Origin of the sequence: Sutterella megalosphaeroides, assembly GCF_003609995.1 — a bacterium.
GTDB classification, from domain to species: Bacteria; Pseudomonadota; Gammaproteobacteria; order Burkholderiales; family Burkholderiaceae_F; genus Sutterella; species Sutterella megalosphaeroides.
Window position 1 is genome coordinate 1567891 of the sequence record NZ_AP018786.1, and the last position, 16846, is coordinate 1584736.

General features: G+C 59.4%; 15 protein-coding genes and 1 pseudogene. 5 read left to right on the forward strand and 11 right to left on the reverse strand.

Going from position 1 to position 16846, the window contains the following annotated elements; all coding sequences use genetic code 11:
* Positions 1-366: 366 nt before the first annotated feature.
* Both S6FBBBH3_RS06495 and S6FBBBH3_RS06500 read right to left on the reverse strand, forming a co-directional pair.
* The gene (locus S6FBBBH3_RS06495; RefSeq protein ID WP_120176976.1) at positions 367-549 is read right to left on the reverse strand and encodes a hypothetical protein; all 183 of its coding nucleotides are present in this window, start codon (positions 547-549) and stop codon (positions 367-369) included.
* Positions 550-1266: 717 nt separating this feature from the next.
* Positions 1267-2262, reverse strand: a complete 996-nt coding sequence (locus S6FBBBH3_RS06500; protein WP_120176977.1) for a tyrosine-type recombinase/integrase — start codon at positions 2260-2262, stop codon at positions 1267-1269.
* A 1191-nt stretch (positions 2263-3453) separates the two neighbouring features.
* Between S6FBBBH3_RS06500 and S6FBBBH3_RS11070 the strand changes: the two genes are divergently transcribed.
* Entirely contained in the window at positions 3454-3855 is a 402-nt protein-coding gene (locus S6FBBBH3_RS11070) for a LexA family protein (RefSeq protein WP_170143853.1), read from the forward strand.
* A 12-nt stretch (positions 3856-3867) separates the two neighbouring features.
* Positions 3868-5160, forward strand: a complete 1293-nt coding sequence (locus S6FBBBH3_RS06510) for a Y-family DNA polymerase (RefSeq protein ID WP_120176979.1) — start codon at positions 3868-3870, stop codon at positions 5158-5160.
* Positions 5161-5316: 156 nt separating this feature from the next.
* Here S6FBBBH3_RS06510 and S6FBBBH3_RS06515 read toward each other — a convergent pair whose 3' ends face one another.
* The 4 genes from S6FBBBH3_RS06515 to S6FBBBH3_RS11160 form a co-directional block, all read right to left on the reverse strand.
* The gene (locus tag S6FBBBH3_RS06515) at positions 5317-6177 is read right to left on the reverse strand and encodes a DUF4241 domain-containing protein (protein WP_197714294.1); all 861 of its coding nucleotides are present in this window, start codon (positions 6175-6177) and stop codon (positions 5317-5319) included.
* Positions 6178-6221: 44 nt separating this feature from the next.
* Positions 6222-7157, reverse strand: coding sequence for a DMT family transporter (locus tag S6FBBBH3_RS06520; protein WP_120176981.1), 936 nt, complete (start codon positions 7155-7157; stop codon positions 6222-6224).
* Between the two features lie 718 nt (positions 7158-7875).
* Entirely contained in the window at positions 7876-8484 is a 609-nt protein-coding gene (locus S6FBBBH3_RS06525; RefSeq protein WP_120176982.1) for a GNAT family N-acetyltransferase, read from the reverse strand.
* Positions 8481-9323 carry a GIY-YIG nuclease family protein gene (locus tag S6FBBBH3_RS11160; protein WP_197714295.1) on the reverse strand — a complete coding sequence of 281 codons (843 nt, stop codon included), beginning with the start codon at positions 9321-9323 and terminating at the stop codon, positions 8481-8483. The genes S6FBBBH3_RS06525 and S6FBBBH3_RS11160 overlap by 4 nt, the downstream gene beginning before the upstream one ends.
* Positions 9324-9503: 180 nt before the next feature.
* On the opposite strand from S6FBBBH3_RS11160, the gene S6FBBBH3_RS11075 reads away from it, so the two are divergent.
* Positions 9504-9656: a hypothetical protein gene (locus S6FBBBH3_RS11075; RefSeq protein WP_170143854.1), complete on the forward strand. Its 153-nt coding sequence runs from the start codon at positions 9504-9506 to the stop codon at positions 9654-9656.
* Positions 9657-9739: 83 nt separating this feature from the next.
* Here S6FBBBH3_RS11075 and S6FBBBH3_RS06535 read toward each other — a convergent pair whose 3' ends face one another.
* Positions 9740-10870, reverse strand: a complete 1131-nt coding sequence (locus S6FBBBH3_RS06535; RefSeq protein ID WP_120176983.1) for an RNA-guided endonuclease InsQ/TnpB family protein — start codon at positions 10868-10870, stop codon at positions 9740-9742.
* Positions 10871-11010: 140 nt separating this feature from the next.
* Here S6FBBBH3_RS06535 and S6FBBBH3_RS11080 point away from each other — a divergent pair, with 140 nt between their 5' ends.
* On the forward strand, positions 11011-11184 hold the full coding sequence (locus S6FBBBH3_RS11080; RefSeq protein WP_170143855.1) for a hypothetical protein: 174 nt from the start codon (positions 11011-11013) through the stop codon (positions 11182-11184).
* Between the two features lie 162 nt (positions 11185-11346).
* Here S6FBBBH3_RS11080 and ccmI read toward each other — a convergent pair whose 3' ends face one another.
* From ccmI to S6FBBBH3_RS06555, 4 genes are all read right to left on the reverse strand, one after another.
* On the reverse strand, positions 11347-12423 hold the full coding sequence (ccmI, locus tag S6FBBBH3_RS06540; RefSeq protein WP_120176984.1) for a c-type cytochrome biogenesis protein CcmI: 1077 nt from the start codon (positions 12421-12423) through the stop codon (positions 11347-11349).
* Between the two features lie 12 nt (positions 12424-12435).
* The gene (locus tag S6FBBBH3_RS11250; protein ID WP_232008744.1) at positions 12436-13149 is read right to left on the reverse strand and encodes a cytochrome c-type biogenesis protein; all 714 of its coding nucleotides are present in this window, start codon (positions 13147-13149) and stop codon (positions 12436-12438) included.
* Positions 13150-13169: 20 nt separating this feature from the next.
* The gene (locus tag S6FBBBH3_RS06550) at positions 13170-15095 is read right to left on the reverse strand and encodes a heme lyase CcmF/NrfE family subunit (protein ID WP_120176985.1); all 1926 of its coding nucleotides are present in this window, start codon (positions 15093-15095) and stop codon (positions 13170-13172) included.
* 192 nt (positions 15096-15287) lie between these two features.
* Positions 15288-16100: a peptidylprolyl isomerase gene (locus S6FBBBH3_RS06555; protein ID WP_120176986.1), complete on the reverse strand. Its 813-nt coding sequence runs from the start codon at positions 16098-16100 to the stop codon at positions 15288-15290.
* A 629-nt stretch (positions 16101-16729) separates the two neighbouring features.
* On the opposite strand from S6FBBBH3_RS06555, the pseudogene S6FBBBH3_RS11450 reads away from it, so the two are divergent.
* A pseudogene (locus tag S6FBBBH3_RS11450) lies at positions 16730-16840 on the forward strand (ESPR-type extended signal peptide-containing protein); the annotation flags it as partial.
* Positions 16841-16846: the final 6 nt, after the last annotated feature.

Here is a 16846-nt window from a genome sequence, read left to right on the forward strand (position 1 = left end):
CGTAGCTGAAGGGATGTGCGGCATTTTCATATCCGGAGTTCGAGTTACGACAGCTTCGCTTCTGCGCACTTTTCCTTCGGTTCGAAGGGTGATTTTTGAAAAGAAAACCCATCAGATCGGAAAATAGCAGAGCCCGAAAGAAGCTAAAAAACAGCTCTCAGTACGCATATTTGATGAGCGGCTCGTACGGCCAGTAAAGCGCCAGGTATTCTTCGACGGACATGTCGAACATCGCCCGAATAGCCTCCCCGTTTTCGCTTTCCTTTTCTCGGCGTTCTTTCTGCCAATCGAGATGGGGCCAGTCGATTACGGTGTCCGGAACACAACCCGTATAGATTCTGTATTCTTCAACAGCTTCTTCGTAGGTCAGAATCCCTCGGCAACCGTTATCAAGGAAACGCCTGTAAGCTCTTGAAAAGAAACGATGGTTGGCCGGGCGTCGCTTTCCCAGTCCGACCGCTCCCCGAGTGCATCCAACATTCGCTCTTCGAATGTCTCCTCTTCTTCGTCAACGATTCCATTGAGGTCGTCGAATTTGTCGTCGGTCATTTCGGTCCTCCTCGTATCGGTTGCTTGTCCTTTGATGATAGGCTGATTTCGATTCGCTTGATGGGGTTGGAAGGTCGTTTTTCGAGACGATCGGGAACGCCCGTGAGCTTCCTTTTCCTCAAACGGAGAAGCGTCTTTTCAACCTTTCGTTTCCCGATTTTATCTTCCTTTTCTCGAAGTCCGATCGGCTCCGTTCCGATGATCGAGATCGGCCATCGTTCGACCGTCTTCACCGGCGACGACGCCCCGGGCGAGCTGTCGCGGCCCGCCCCGCGTAGCGGTCGACCGCACCGGCTCTCGACCCGGCGATCCCCTCTTCGATCGCTCTGCCCTCCCCTCCCCGTCGTTTGCAGTTGTAGCGCCCTCGGCCCCCTGCGAGCTTCCTCGGCGACCGGACGATTTTGGCCGTGAAAATTCACATAACAATAAAAATGTTGATTTCTTAATTTTCAAAAATCAGGCCGCCTTGAAATTTCAGGAACTGCTCAACCACGGTCCGGCGGCCTTCTTCTTCGGACGCCTCGCCCAAATTCCCTCTTTCAATCGTCAATTCTCACGTTTAATGCTACTTTTGTTCGTATTCGTCTTTCTTCCCCTTCCTGCCGTGCTCAGTCTGCTTGACCGTCCGACGGTCTGTTTGCAAAACGATCGTTCTCACATGAAAATAGAGGCAACAACAAAAATGTTGATCCTTGATTCTTCACGACGTATACATCATCACAAACGAACGTTGCGGGCGGCGCGTTTCTGGGTTTCGTCGTCGCGGCGGTCGTAGCGGGTGGTGGTCTGAATGTTGGCGTGCCCCATCATGTTCTTGATCGTCACGATGTCGACCTTGTCGTCGAGAAGTCGTGTCGCGAACGTTCGGCGCAGGTCATGCGGCGTGGTACGCTCATCGATTCCGGCTTCGTCGAGGCGCGTCTTCAAAATGAGACCGACGCTGCGCGGGTCGAGCGCCGTCGCGAGACTCAGTTCCCCGTTCTTTCGAATCCTCCCGAACATGCGGCCGGGTGCTTTGCCGCGGAAGCCGTCGATCCAGGCGTCGAGCGCCTCCGCCACTTCATCGGGAAGATAGACCGTGCGCTCCTTGTCCCCCTTACCGATAAGGGTGAGCGACGCGTCCTCCCGGTCGTAGTCCTCGAATCGAAGATCCGGAATTTCCCCGCGTCGCAGGCCGCAGCCCAACATGAGAAGCAGCATTGCCCGATCGCGCACCGTGCGGATGTCGGTTTCTTCGAGCACGCGAATGAGTTTTCCGCTCTCTCGGTAGGAAAGCGAGCGCCCCGCCATTTCGCGGGAAACCCGAACGCCCTTCACGGCCGAGATTTCGAGGAACGTCTCGTAGGGAAGGCGCTTCGAGAGCCAGGCCGCCTTCGCCACGCCTTTGATCGCCGACAAGTAGCAGTTGATGCAGGTACCCTGCCGCCCGCGCGGTTCGCCGTCCGCGCGCGGCCGGCCGCCCTCTTCCGCGAGTTTCGTGAGAATTCCGATCACGTAGTCGGCGCGCAGCTCCTGCCAGGGGCAGTCGTAGATGTCGGTCCAGCCGAGAAGGCGCGCGACGACATTCAACTTCGAGGTCATCGAAACGCGGGAGTTCCGGGAATGGAGTCCCGCGAGATAGACGAGCGCGGGATTGCTCGCGGGTTTGCGAACGTCGGTCGAAAGAGCGAACGGCGCGTTCGCGGCTAGAACGATCGGGGCGGCGGCGGACATGGCGGTGTTCCTCGGGGGGTCGGGCGGGAATTTCGGGAAGTCGTCGATCCGAAGTATGAGCGGCTCGTTCGAAGCCCCCCCTAATAAAATCTTTCGGAACTTTTACTTCCTAGAAGCATAATTCTATCACGTTAGACTAGTTATAAGGTTTTGAGGCCTGATTTCGGTTCTTTTTACCTTCCTGAGCTTTGAGCTGGACTTCAGGCGCCGCGCTTCGATCAGCACCTCGGCTCCGTCCTTTTTCGAGCGTACCCGGTCCCGAGTGCCGCCTCGCCTTCGCGTCGTTTGCCGATGCGGCCGGAAGCGCAAAATTCGGCTCGAAATAAAGCCATACAAGTACTATGGGTAAGGTGCATTTGCAGTTTTCTCTGCACCCATCCTATCGACGGCAAACAAAGTAAGTCTTTTATTTGCACCTATGTTTACTCTCAAATTTGAGCCAACGGTCGGTGAAATTCGTCGGTGCAGACGGTGTTCACCTGGCCGGACCGACGATCGCCCCGCCGCTTGCCGCTGCGCCCGTCCGCGGGGTCGTTCCGGAGCGCTTTTCTCCGCAGTCGTCGTTTTCATTTGGCGTGAGTGCGTTCGGGTCGTGTCGCCTCCGTTTCTCCGCCCGAACAGTCGTTTTTCGATCGGAATGCCGCTTGAGGTGTCCTTTCATAAGGGGTCCGAATCAAAAATCTCCGTAAATCCCCATTACGTGCCACGGATATGCAAAAACTCGAAAATTTCAGTTGATTTTGCAACTCGGAATCAAATCTGACATAATGATTGTGTGGTACGAGCGTCGAACATTTGTGGAACGGATTTCAGATGTCCATACGTACCGATCACGAAGTCGTTTTTTCGAGAACCATGTCTTCTTCCGATACCCCGTCTTCCGAGGTCCGCGAATCGGCTGCGGCACACGAAGCTCCTGAAGCTCCCGAAGTTTTCGACGTTTCCGAAGCGTCGAGTCTTTCGAGCTCAAGTCGCTCCGGCAACTTGAGCCGCAGTCGTACCCGAGTCCGTCGTTCTGCGCTCGACTGTTCCGCGGACTTGCTTTGCAGGTCCCGCGTCGGACAGCCGAACCCCGATCTTCCCGCTGGTTCTCTTCCTGCCAATCGTGCGGGGTGTTGTCTCGGCTCAAAGACCGAGACGGTCGACGGTTGCAATGAGCTCGGCCGAGATCCTCATTTCGAGCGCCTGTTTTTGGACTGCCTCGCCATTGCCGAAGTCGAGATGACGGCAAGTTGCGGCTTTCCTTCGCCCGCGATGGACTATCGGGTCGACGAACTCGACGTTGCATCCTACTTCGTGCGCGAGCCAGCAGCGACCTACATCGTGACCGCGCGCGGGGACTCCATGATCGAAGCGGGCATTCTAGACGGGGACAAATTGTTCGTCGATCGGTCGCTCGAACCGAGAAACGGGGACATCGTGCTGGCGTTTTTCGACGGGAGCTTCACCGTGAAGCGCCTTGTGTTGAAGAACGGTCGCCCCGAATTGCATCCGGAAAATTCGAGCGGCAAGTATTCGGTCCTGCGACCCGACCCCGAGAGCCTTTCGATCGAAGGCGTCGTGGTGTCGTGCGGTCGGACGTTTCGTCGGTAATCGGAGGCCGTGATGGCGCGCATCTGCTTTCACCTTGACGCGAATTCCTTTTACGCGTCGTGCGAACGGCTCTTTCGTCCCGACCTGCGAACGAAGCCCGTGGTGGTCTTGTCGAACAACGACGGCTGCATCGTCGCGCTCACCCGCGAGGCGAAGGCACTGGGACTCAAGCGCGGCACGCCGCTCTTTCAAATCCGTGAAATCCTTGAGAAAAACGAGGTCGCGGTCTTTTCGTCGAACTACGAACTCTATCAGTCGATCTCGGATCGGGTTGCCTCGATCATCGTGCGTGCGGTGCCCGAACTCGAACGCTATTCGATCGACGAGGTCTTTGGCGATCTGACGGGGCTCCCGAAACACCCCGACGATGTGGTTCGAGAAATTCGCTCGACCATCTTGCAGTGGACGCGCATTCCCTGCTGTGCGGGCATCGCCCCGACGAAGACGCTCGCCAAGTTGTGCGACCACTTCGCCAAAACCTACCCCGCGTTCGGCGGGCAACTCAATTGGTTCGATCTGACGCCCGAGCGCCGGGTGCGGGCGCTCGCCCTCACCCCAATCCGGAAAATCTGGGGGATCGGCGGACGCATGGCCGAGAAACTCGGAAACATGGGCGTTCAGACCGCGGCCGACTTTCTGAAAATCCCCTCGGGGAGCATTCGTCGGATTTTCGGGGTCGTCCTCGAATGCACTCACCTCGAACTTCAAGGGGTCGAATGCCTTCCGCTTGAACCGACCCCGAAGCAGCGGCTTCAGATTTGTCGGTCGCGTAGTTTCGGGGAACCGTGCTTCGAAATCGAGGACATCAAGGCGTCGGTCACGACGCACATCGCCGAGTCGACGCGGATGCTCCGACGGGAGTCGCTCACCGCGAAGCGTCTGCGGGTCTACTTCTTCACGGATCCCTTCCGCACCGACCTCCCCTCTTACGCTGCGGACGTCGAGCGGGAATTCTTCGAGCCGACGAACGACGTCCTCGAACTCACTTGCGCCGCGCTCGATCTCGTCGACCGGATGTTCCGAAAAGGGTTCGCCTACAAAAAAGCGGGGATCATTCTGACCGATCTCGTGGGTCTCCGGGAGCGCGACGCCGAGCGCTCCCTCTTCGCGGAACCCGAGAGCGACCTCAAAAAGGAGCGGAGCCGCGAACTCATGGCGACGCTTGACGGACTCGAGAAGCGCTTCGGTAAAGGGACGGTCGTCCCCGCCGCGGCGCTCCTTTCCTCCCGATGGCGGATGAAGCAGGATCGAAAATCCCGGTGCTCCACGACGCGGTGGGACGAACTGATTGAGACCGCGTCGTGAGAGCTGAAAATACAAACACCTCCTGTTAAGGAGGTGTTTGTATTTGGAAAGACTGAAATTTCGACAGTCGATCGAAGAGGGAGAACACGCGACCTCCCCGCCTTCCTCTTTGCGCTTCGGAGAATTCGCGACGGCGAAGAGGCAATCGTCCGTGGTTCAGGAATCCCGGTTCGGGTAGCTCTCTTCGATGTCGATGAAGCGTACGTACACGGCGCAAACGTCGCCCTTGGCGTCGTACCCGAAGTAGACGGGATAGCAGCCGTCGCCCCAGCCGGAAGCGAAGACGGGCAGATTGCAGTCGGTGTCGGGCACCGTCCAGTTGAGCCAGTCGCCGTACTCTTCCTGATACTTTGGGTGAGCTTTCGCGTTTTCTTCGAGCAGATCGGAGAACAGGTCGTTGTAGGGATCGATGTCGGGGTCTTCTTCCAGGCGCTTGGCCCAGTAGTCTTTGAAGGCCGCCTGCGTCCGAACGTCTGCTATGCAACCCATCCCGGCATCGACGTCGAATCCGAAAAATTCCCCCTCGCTCAAGTCTTGGCTCAGGTCTTCGTGACCTGTCATGCCCAACTCGTAGCGAACGGGCTTTTCCGTTCGGATCGCCACCTTGACGCAGGCGTAGCGGTTACCGTATTTCTTGCTGGGAACTACGCAGATTTTGACGGGATAGGTCCCGGCGGGGATCGTCTGAATAAAGGGCGGCGTCTCTTCCAACGCCATCAGCGGGTCACATGCGAAGACCGTTCCGGTCGGGAAATGCACGGTCCCGATGTCGAGCACGTCGACCGCCATACCTCCAATAACCTTCTCTGTAAATTGGGCGTCCAAGTCCGTTTTGCAGACGAGTTTGTCCTTGATGGATTGGTATTTCTCAAGCCATTCGTCGGTCGGCACGATCGTTCCCTCCGAGACGTTTGAGAGGAGCGTCGGTCGGCTTTCGACGATGCCGAGCCGCTCTCCTCCAATTGCAGAGTCAGGATTGACGGATTCATCATGAGCCAGCGGCTCGGCGTTTGTCAAGATCGTATTCGGCTGCACGTGAACGTGATTTGCGCCCTCCTCTCTTACGATTCGGCGGATTTTGCGGTTTCGGATGCCGGATGCAGAGCCCGCTTCGGGCGGTTGAGCGAAAGAATCACGAGGTTAAGGAGCACGGCGCCTGCCCCGACCAACTCCCAGGGCCCGAACGTCACGCCGAGAAAGAGGGACGAAAGCACTACCGCGGAAAGCGGCTGGCTGGAAAGCAGCAGTCCGGAGACCGCGGGCGAAATGAGCTTCGTGCTCGCGAGATAAAAGCGAAACGCGAGCACCGTCCCGACGACGATGATGACGAGGCACGAGGCGATGGCCTCCGGCGACCACACGACGTCGGCCGCCCAAGGAGGATTCACAACGCTGATCAAACAGCCGCCTGCGAAAAGACCCCACCCCGACGTGAGCCCCGGGCCGATGCGCGAGAGGAGCTTCTGCGGTTGAATGGTCGTGAAGGCGCCCGCCGCCGCGGAGAGGAGCGCGAAACCGGCACCCGCGAAGGAAAAGTCGAGCGTGGAGAGGTCCCCCTTCGTCACGAGGCAGCCGACGCCGAAAAGGGCCGAAACGAAGCAGAAGAGCTCGTGCGGCAGGATGCGGCGCCCGTCGTGTAAGGCGAGCCAGAGAAGGATCAGGAGCGGCACCGTCGTGAGGAGCACTGTGGCCGTACCCGCGTTGGTGTAGGAGATCGCGAGAAAGAGCGAGTATTGCCCCGTCAGTACGCCCGCGCCGTAAAGCACGACCGAGGGAAAGTTCTCGCGGGTGAAAACCGGCCGCACGACGTTCTTGCGCTGCAGGAGGTACTCGGTTGCGATGAGGATGGCGCCCGAGGCGAGGAGCCGTACCGAGACGAGGTCGGACGGTTTGAAGCCGAGGATCGAGAAAAGATGCTGGGCGACGACGCTCATGACCCCCCAACAGAGGCCGGCCGACAAGGCAAGAAGGATGCCTCGAGTTTGGTTGCTGAACATACGAAGATCGGTCGCAGGGAGCGGCCGGAAAAAAAAGAAACACTTCCCGAAAGGGAAAACCTAGATTACCTGAAAACAAAACGGGATGCGTATGGACCGCGAGCGGACGGAGGGCGGAAGCCCCCGATCGCGCCGTTCCGACCGGCGGGAGGAACGTGGGGCGAAGCAGCACCGGAGCAAGTCGAGTTGTCGTTCTGCGACACGCCCCGGTTGATCGGTGAGGAGGACGGGCCCGAGCTCGAAAGCGCCGAAGCGTTCGAGGTTCGCAACGGCCGCTGCGTCGAGCTCTCCTTCGCACCAAGAGACCAACCCGAGAAGCGTTCGACGGGAGCAGTGTCGGGCCAAGCTTTGAAGCCGTCACCCATGACCGGTGAGTCGACGGCTTCGTCGGGACTCGGTCGTTCCTCCCCCGTTACGACCGAGCTCCGACAACGGATGCGGAAGATTTCCCACGGGATGGAAACATCATGCCAATTCGTCGCTTCGGATCCTTGACACGGGGTGCATGGATATTGCCGTTTTCTAGCAACCCACGCGAAGAGCGACTACAGCCGGAGCGATTCGTACCGGGTGGGTTGAACAAAACCCACCCCGCTCGGGGTGGGTTTCAGACACGGACGCGAAGGATCGCGGGATTCTTCGAGGAAGGTGCGGTTTTCCGTAGGGTCCTCTCGGAAAAGACGCAGAGTCCGCGACCTTGGGTCGGTCGTACGAGGGCTCAGGCCATCGTCACCGTCACCGAGCTCGAGTCGGATTCGGCGTAGCCCATGAGGAAGTCGACGCGGGCCTTGTCGAGGAGCTCGGGCTTCTCGGCGGGATCCGTCAAGGCGAGGACCTGGCTGTAGGGGAGGAGCTCACCCGCGGGATCGCCCTCGACCGTGAGGCCGTACTCGGCAAAGAGACGGAAGCCGAATCGCCCGTAGTAGGCGGGATCGCCCAAGACGACCATCCACTTTTCGTTGGCAAGGCGGCACTGACGGAGGCACTCTTCGATGAGGACCGAACCGATGCCGCGCGAGCGCCGTTCCTGCTTCACGCAAATGGGGGCGAGGAGGACGGCCCCGATCTCGTCGCCGTAGGCGGTCGTGATCGTCGTGCGGGAAAGCAGCACGTGCCCGACGAGTTCCTGCGTTTCTTCGTCAAGTGCGACGAATTCGTTGGGGAACTGAAGCGCACGGGCCGGGTCGTTGCGAAGACGGTGAACGAGCTCGGCTTCGGTACCGTCCTTATGAACGGCGGTGGCAAACGCTTCCGTAATGAAGGCGGCGAGTTCGGCCCCGGTGCACGGAGCGTGGATGTAGTCGAGAATGCGGACGGACTGCGTCATGGCGAGTCTCCGAAAAGTTTGCGATTCTCGAAGTATATCGGGCTCAAGGCCCGACAGGGTCGACCGATGGTTACCGCTCGGACGAATGCGCAGCCTCGGCCTTGAGACGAAGGGCCTGCAAATTCTCGCCTTGATACGAGAAGTAAAGCGGGCCTTGATAAGCGCCGGAGCGGTTCCTCTTGCCTTCCGGTATGAAATCCCTCGTAAAGCCCGAGAGTGTGTAGGTTTTCCCCAAGTATTCGATTTTGTTGTCGGCGACGACACGAACCTCGACTCCGGTCGGCTCGAAAACGATCGCCTCCCCCCTCACGGATCCCAACCATATCGAAGCGGAAACGCGAGGCGCGACAGCCCGAACGCTCGGGGCCGCTCTCGGGCGCCGCCGGCTCGGCCTTCGAGGGCTTCTTCGGCGCCACGGGTCCGGGCAGCGCCCCTTGGCTCGGGCGCTCTTCGCGGACGGGTTTGTTGTCTTCGTAGAGCGTGATCACAGCGTCGTCGATGATCGCGGCGAGGTCGCGGAACGTTTCAAGCGCAAGTTGCGGCGGAACGTTGAAAAACTCGCGGTTCCGGCGGATACGCAGGTGTGTGAGCCGGTCAATGAGCTTGTGAACGTGTTTTTCGACTTCATGGTACTTGACGGTACGGATCGTTGCGTAGATCGAAAACGGAAGCGGCACGGCCGTGTTGTCGAGCTCCTTGGAGCGCACGTTCACGGGGCGCGCGCTCTTGCCGATCTTGATCCAGTCTTCTCGGAAGCTTTCGTTGGTGAGGATATAGACGTAGCCGGCTTTCTCGTCGTTGCCGGAAGACGGAGGCGCAGGGGTCACGGTTGAGCTCATGGGGTGAAAACGAACGCACGGCGAATTGTACCCGACCCGCGCTCTCCCCTTCGGCGTTCCGAATCGCCCCCGAGGCCCGCAAACGCGACGTCTATAATTCCTTCCGACCGACGCACCGAATTTTTCGGTGCCCCCGAACAGTTTTCGGGACAACTCGACGTTATCCACAGGAGAAAACCCATGCGGAAGATTTCCATCGTCCTCGTCGCCCTCACGGCGGCCTCCCTTGCGGGCTGCGCGCGAAACCACATGACGGGCCCCGCCTCGCTCGGCGACGGCACCAACATTATCGGTTCCTACAGCAAGGCTGTGACTGCTCCCCGTCCAAGCTGACGCTTGGGCGAGGCTTCCTGCTTCTTCGCAGACGGCCGGGCATGCCCGGACTTACACCCGCTCCACAGGCTTTTCGCGCAACTTTACGCGCGAAGGACGACCAGCCCGTTCGCCCTCAACATTCTTATGCCCTCCGCCTTCAGGTTCACCGCGGCATTTACGTCGCGGTCGAGGTGTGCACCGCATTTCGGGCACGTCCACGATCGAACCGACAGATCGAGCTCGTCTCGTTTGTACCCGCACTGCGAGCACGTTTTCGATGACGGAAAGTAGGTGTCGACGTGAACGACGTAACGTCCCTCACGTTCGGCCTTGTACTCGGTCATACGGACGAACTCACCCCAACTCGCATCCGCAATGGCGCCGGCGAGATGATGGTTCTTGAGCATGTTCTTGATTTTCAAAGTCTCGACGACTAATGCTTGGCTTTCGTTCACCAGTTTTCGAGACACCTTGTTCAGAAAGTCCTTCCGAATGCGGGCTACGCGTCGATGCTGTTTGGCCAAGCGACGACGCGCTTTCTCCCGATTCGCGCTTCCCTTCTGTTTGCGGGACAGAGACCGCTGCGCCTTTGCGAGACGCTTTCGTGCACGGCGATATGCCTTCGGTGCTTCGATCTTGCGGCCGTTCGAGTCGGTTCCGAAGGACTTGAGTCCCACGTCGAACCCGACAACCTCGGAGACACGCACGGCTTTCGGCTTGACCGCATTGCTCTTCCCGTCGTCGTAAAGGATTGAGGCAAAGAAATCACCGCAGGTATCGAGCTTGAGCGTGATGCTCTTCACCTTGCCCTCCACCTGGCGGTGGATCACCGCCTTGATAGGGTCCATCTTTGGGACTTTGATGAAATCCTCTCCGACGGAAACGCAAGTGCAGTGATAACTCGATTGCTCGCCGCGTCGGCTCTTGAAGTGCGGGAAGCCCGCCTGCTTCTTGAAGAAGCGCGAGAAGGCGGAACCGAGATTGCGCAGGCTCTCCTGCAACGCCATGCTGTCGTAGTCCTTGAGCCACGCGTACTTCGGATGTCGTTTGGCGACGGCAAGAAGTTTCTTCAGGTCGTGGACGGGATCGAGATTGGTTCCCTTGACGCGGTAAAAATGCCGCTTGAGATAGAGGCCCTTGTTCCAAACGAACCGCACGGCGCCGAATTGGCCGCGCAGGAAGTGCGCTTGTTCGGGCGTGGGGTAGAGTCGTACACGGAGGGCTTTAAGCATTGGCGGTGAATTCGCATCTTGTGGCTACAGTTAGAATTGTACCACAATTCGGAACTCAAGGGACACGTAGCCGTCATTCCTCCCCGCCCTTAGAGGGCGAGGGTTCCTGACGGATTTTGCTGAGCTCGGAAAAGGTCAAAATGCTCCAGAAGGCCGAAGCGTTCTGCAAGGATATGGACCTCACCATGAAGCCCGTCTCGATCACGGTCGTCGACCGCCGTACGAATCAAAAGACGGCCGTGGCGGTTGCCGAAACCATTCTCTCCCAGGCCGGGAACATCGAGCTCGTCTTCACGTGCGAACGCCCGCAATAAGCGTCACTCACGCCTGAAGACTTCCCGGAGAGCGTATCCGTTCTTCACCCCAAGGCCTGCGAATTGCTCTTCCATCATTAAAAAAACGGGACCCTCGTTACGGAGGATCCCGTTTTTGATTTGCGCCGATTCAAACGTACGCGGTTCGGACCGGTCGGAGTCTTACTTCTTTTCGCCCGTCAGTTCGGGAGGAAGCGACTCCATGGCAGGGGGAAGACCGGACATGCCGCCCATGCCTCCCATGCCGCCGCCCATGCCCGGGGGCATGCCGCCCTGAGCGCCGGGCTGACCCTGACCGATCGCGTCCCACATCATCTGCATCCCTTCCTTCTGGGGCTTGGGACCGACGGGGTCCTTCGGGAGTTCGGTGAACTTCCCGAGGTCCTTCGCCATTTCGATGTTGTGGTTCACGGCCGTATAGACTTCGCTCCCTTCGGGGAACTGGTCCTGAAGGCGCTTGAAGAGCATCGCGGCCTTCTTGTAGTCCGCATGGTCGAAGGCGACGGCGCCCCCGATCATCAGGGCCTTCTGGTTCCAGGGGTCGATCTCGAGGGCCTTGTCGGCATATTCGCCCACTTTGCCCGTCAGCTCCCCGTTCTGGTTCGCAACGAGCACGTCGGCGAGTTCTGCGTAGGCGAGGCCGTTCTTCGGATCGAGTCGGATCACCTGCTCGTAGGCGGCCTGAGCGCGTTCGAGGTCGCCCGTCTGGTTGTAGTGGTCGGCGAGGATTTCCCATGCGGAAAGCGTGTCGGGATCCTTCGCGACGGCCGCTTCGAGGCGGGCGACGGAGTCGAGAATGTTCTTTTCGGCCTCGGCCTGGGCGCGAACGGCTTCGATCTGGTCGTACGCATCCTCGTCGAGACTCGAAAAGTCCCCGTAGTAGAGGTAGCAGCCGACCGACATCGCCGGAATCACGACGAGGAGCGCAAGAAGGGTCGAAAGCGGATACATCGCTTCGTTTTCGACGTGACGCTTCGTCGCTTCGGGCGTCGTTTCGTCGAGGACGCGAAGCGCGAGCTCGTTTTCACGCTCTTCGAATTCGTCCTTCGACATTTTGCCCGCATCGAATCGTTCGCGCGCGCGTTCGTACTCGTGTCGAAGCGCCGCCACGTTCTCTTCCGTACGGGCCCACTCGCGCTTCGGGTCGTCATGACCGCGCAAGAGGCGCCAACCGAAGGCCGCGATCGCAAAGAGCGTCATCAGAGCGGCGAGAACGCCGAAGATGATTTCATACGTCATGGCTTCCTCTACTTAAATGCTCTTCGAAACTTTGGCTTCTCGGGCGGGAACGAACTCGCCCTCGAAGAAAACGAGTTCGCCGCGCAGCACGGCCTTCGCACGTTCAAGCGTCTCGGGCGTAGCGGCGGAAAGTCGGGCTTTGGCCGCCGCACGGCGGGAGCGCGCCACCATCACCATCGCCCAGAAGGCGAGAGCGAAAAAGACGATCGGCCCCAACCAGAGGAAGTAGGTCTTCGCCTTGAAGGGGGGCTTGAAAAGCACGAAGTCCCCGTAGCGCTCCACCATGAAGGCGATGATTTCGTCGTCGGTCTTCCCTGCAGACACCTGCGAGGCCACCTCCTTGCGAAGGTCGATCGCGAGCTCGGTATTCGATTCCGCGATCGTTTCGTTGGCGCAGACGAGGCACCGCAATTGCTTCGCGATCTCGTAGACCCGGGGGTTCGCCTTCGGGTCCATTTCGGTAGGAAGCGCTTCGCCCGACTGATCGGCCTTGAGGCGATCGAGGTCGACGGGCTCGTTGTTGACGGGAACCGCATCCGCAAACTTTGAGGCGGCGATTTCCTGCTCGGTCGCGGCGGGCGAAACCGTGAGGGGCTTCGACGCATCGACGGCGGGTGCCTGAGGCGCGGCATCCGCCGCAAAGGCGGGACCCGCAGCGAGACAGGTCGCCACGCCCAAAGCGGCGAGAAAGCGGTTGAGGGTAGCGTTCGTTCGAACAGTCGTCATAGTAGTTTCTCCCGTCCGAATCAAGCCTTGCGGCGGTCAAAGAGAGCGACCGAGCCGCCCAGGGCCATGAATAGCGTCCCGATCCAGATGAAGAGGACGAAGGGCTTCACGTAGGCACGCACCACCCAGCCGTTCCCGTCCGGGGTCGGGGTCGCGAGCGACACGTAGACATCTTCGTGAGGACGGTGCCAGATGGAAGCTTCCGTCATCGTCATCGAAGAAACGGAGTCGTAGTTGCGCTTCTCGGGGTTGAGTTCCATGAGCTCTTCGCCGTTCGAAAGGATGGAGAGCGACCCCTTCGCCGCCTGGTAGTTGGGACCGCGGTATTCGGACCAACCGTTGTAGCGGAACGTGGTGTCGCGAATCTCAACGACGTCGTTCGGGTACATGGTGACGTTGCGCTCCACTTCATAGAGGGACACGGTAGCCGAGCCGAAGATGAGAAGCGCCACGCCCGCGTGTGCGAGGTGCATGCCCCACCAGCCCGCGCCCTGCGAGAGGCCCGAGCGCCCCTGACGGCGCGCCACGCGCGCATACTTGACGACGTCGGTCACGACGCCCGCAAGGATCCAGACGGTGAGGAAAGAGGCCACGGCTTCGATCCAGAAGAATTCGCCCAAAAGGAGCGGGATCGCCACAGCGGAGACCGCCGAGAGGACGAATGCGGGGAGCATCTCGCGAACGAGCTTTTTGGCATCCTGGTTCTTCCAGGAAGCCATCGCACCCGGCGCGAGGAGGAACGCCATCGGGATCATGATCGCGCCGAAGACGGCGTTGAAGTACGGGGCCCCGACGGAAATCTTCCCGCCGCCGAGGGCGTCAAGCGCCAGAGGATAGAGCGTACCGAGAAGGACGCTCGCCATCGCAACGACGAGAATGAGGTTGTTGCCAAGCAGCATCGACTCGCGCGAAAGCGCCCCGAAGGTTGAGGTCGTGCCCACGGAACTTCCGCGCCAGGCAAAGAGGAGGAACGAGCACCCGATCACGAGGACGAGGAAGATAAGAATGAAAAGACCGCGTTCCGGATCGGACGCAAACGCGTGCACCGAGGTGAGAACGCCCGAGCGCACGAGGAAGGTACCGAGAAGCGAAAGCGAGAACGTGAGGATCGCGAGGAACACCGTCCAAATCTTGAAGACGCCGCGCTTTTGCGTGACCGCAAGACTGTGCATGAGCGCGGTACCCGTGAGCCACGGCATGAGGGACGAGTTTTCAACCGGGTCCCAGGCCCACCAGCCGCCCCAGCCGAGTTCGTAGTAGCTCCAATAGGACCCGAGCGAAATCCCGAGCGTAAGGAGCACCCACGAGGCGGTCGTCCAGGGACGCATCCAACGGGCCCAGGCAACGTCAAGGCGCCCGCCCATCAGAGCCGCAACGGCAAAGGCGAAAGGAACCGCAAAACCCACGTACCCGAGGTAGAGAAGCGGCGGATGGAAAATCATCCCCGGGTCCTGCAGAAGCGGATTCAAGTCCTGACCCGACACGGCGGGCGGGAAAAGACGCAGGAACGGGTTCGAGGTCGTGAGGATGAAGAGGTAGAGGCCGAAAACGATCAGGTTGAGGGTCCCGAGAATTCGGGCGAGCACCTTTTCGGGGAGCTTTCGGGCGGAGACTGCCACGGCGAAGGTCCACCAGCAAAGCGTCGTCACCCAGAAGAGGACGGACCCTTCGTGGGAGCCCCAGACGGCGGCGAACTTATAGAACCAAGGGAGGTTTTCGTTCGAGTTGCGGGCGACGTTCAGGATCGAGAAGTCGCTCGTAGCGAAGGCGTAGGTAAGCGTGCCGATCGTAACCGTGGCGGTGACGAGAAGTGTCAGCGCGGCGGCCGATCCCGTACGCATCCACGAACGGATGTCGAGCGCGGCGCCCAAAAGCGGCAGAATGCCGCCCACGGCCGCCACGACGAGCGAGAGGATAAGGGCGTAGTGCCCGATCTCAGCAGTCACGGAGTTGGTCTCAGGTTGGTTGAAAGAAAGGGCGCACGGGGGCTTGCGAACGCTAAGCTCCGAAAGCCCCTACGAAAAAAGCGCCGCCGCAGGGGTTACCCAAAGCGGTCGACGCTTCTTGCGCGTGGTCGTGCGCGTACGGGGTGCCCGAACGACTCCGGATGGAATCCCGGGCATCTGAGGGTACGTCGATTACTTGGCCGCGGCGTCCTTCACGTCGGCGCCGAGAACCTTGTCGTGAATGAAGGCCTGAACCTTGCGCTGCATGAGGATGTGGCGGAGTTCTTCCTTACGGGCTTCGTACTTCGGGAAGAGCTGCGAATCACGGATGTCTTCAACCTTCACGACATGCCAGCCGGCGGGCGACTGAACCGGGGTCTTGGCCATTTCACCCTTCTTGAGGGTCACGATCGTGTCGCCGAGGTTGCCCGTGTAGACGGAGGGCGAGGTCCAGTCGAGAATGCCACCCACGTCCTTGCTCTGCGTGTCAAGCGTCTTTTCGGCGGCGAGCTTCGCGAAGGAAGCACCCTTGTTGATCTGGTCGATGATGTCCTTGGCGGTCGCTTCATCCTTCACCATGATGTGGCGGATACGAACTTCCTTCGGACCCCAGCGCTTCGCTTCCTTTTCGTACTCGGCCTTGATCGCCTTTTCTTCAACGGGGTTGGCCTTCAAGTAGTCGTTGACGGCGTGCTTCATGAGGATCATGTCCGTCATCGTGGAGATTTCCTGCTTGACGGCGTCCTGCTTGTCGATGCCCTGCTGCTTGGCATAACGAGCCATGACCTTGTATTCGATGATCATCTGCTTGACCTGATCCTCGAGTTCGGCATTCATCATCATGCCATGGGGATTCGGGTTGTTGGCAAGCGCGTCGGCGGCGACCTGTTCCTGCTGAGCTTTGGTGACGAGTTCGCCGTTCACCGTGAAGTCCTTGAATTCGGCCATGGCGGAGCCGGCGGCGAGAGCAAGGGCGAGCGCGGCGGCAATCGAGGTCTTGATCATTTTTGGATCCTTCTTTGGGGTTGAGTTGTTGAGTCTCTTCTCGGGAAAGCGCGAAACGACGCGGTCCGGCGGTCGGCCGGTTGCCCGGGCGGGTTTCGGTGCCTTGTGCGGTGCAATCTACACGGCAAATATTTCGCAAACCTTACGGATTCGGCCGAAACGGGCGGTTTCGGGTTTTCACGCATCGCGCCCGCCGAAGCAGCCTCACGACTGCGGGATCGAGCCCGTTTTCAAGCGTCTTCGGCCCCTCCCAAACAAGCATCCGAACGTTGGGGCCGCCCTCGTAAGATCGGTTTTGCTTTTCGAGGCTTCGACGAAATACTGAAAACCACGACACCGAATGAAGGAAAGAATGCCCGATCCCGCAAAAAAAAGAGGAGTTTAAAAATCACCTCCCGTACGGGAGCGAATTAACGATTTGAAGTTTCCGTTCGTATTGGACCCGATGATTCGGTTGTTACATTTCTAAGACGTCTCGCCTATGGTTTTCCTCGAAAAAATACGGTAAAAATACCGATTTCCTGTGTAGGACGTCTCGCTGAAAGCGTCCGCTTCTCCATTGACTGCATCGTCGCCGATCGCTCTCCTCGCGTCGCCCGACCGATGTTCTGCTTCGGATCCCGCACCGCATGAATACGATCTACAAGGTTGTCCGCAACGCCAAAACGGGTTTGTTTGCCGTTGTGTCCGAACTTCAATCCTCCGCCCGCAAGTCGTGCCGCACCGTCCGCCGCTCAAGCGCATCC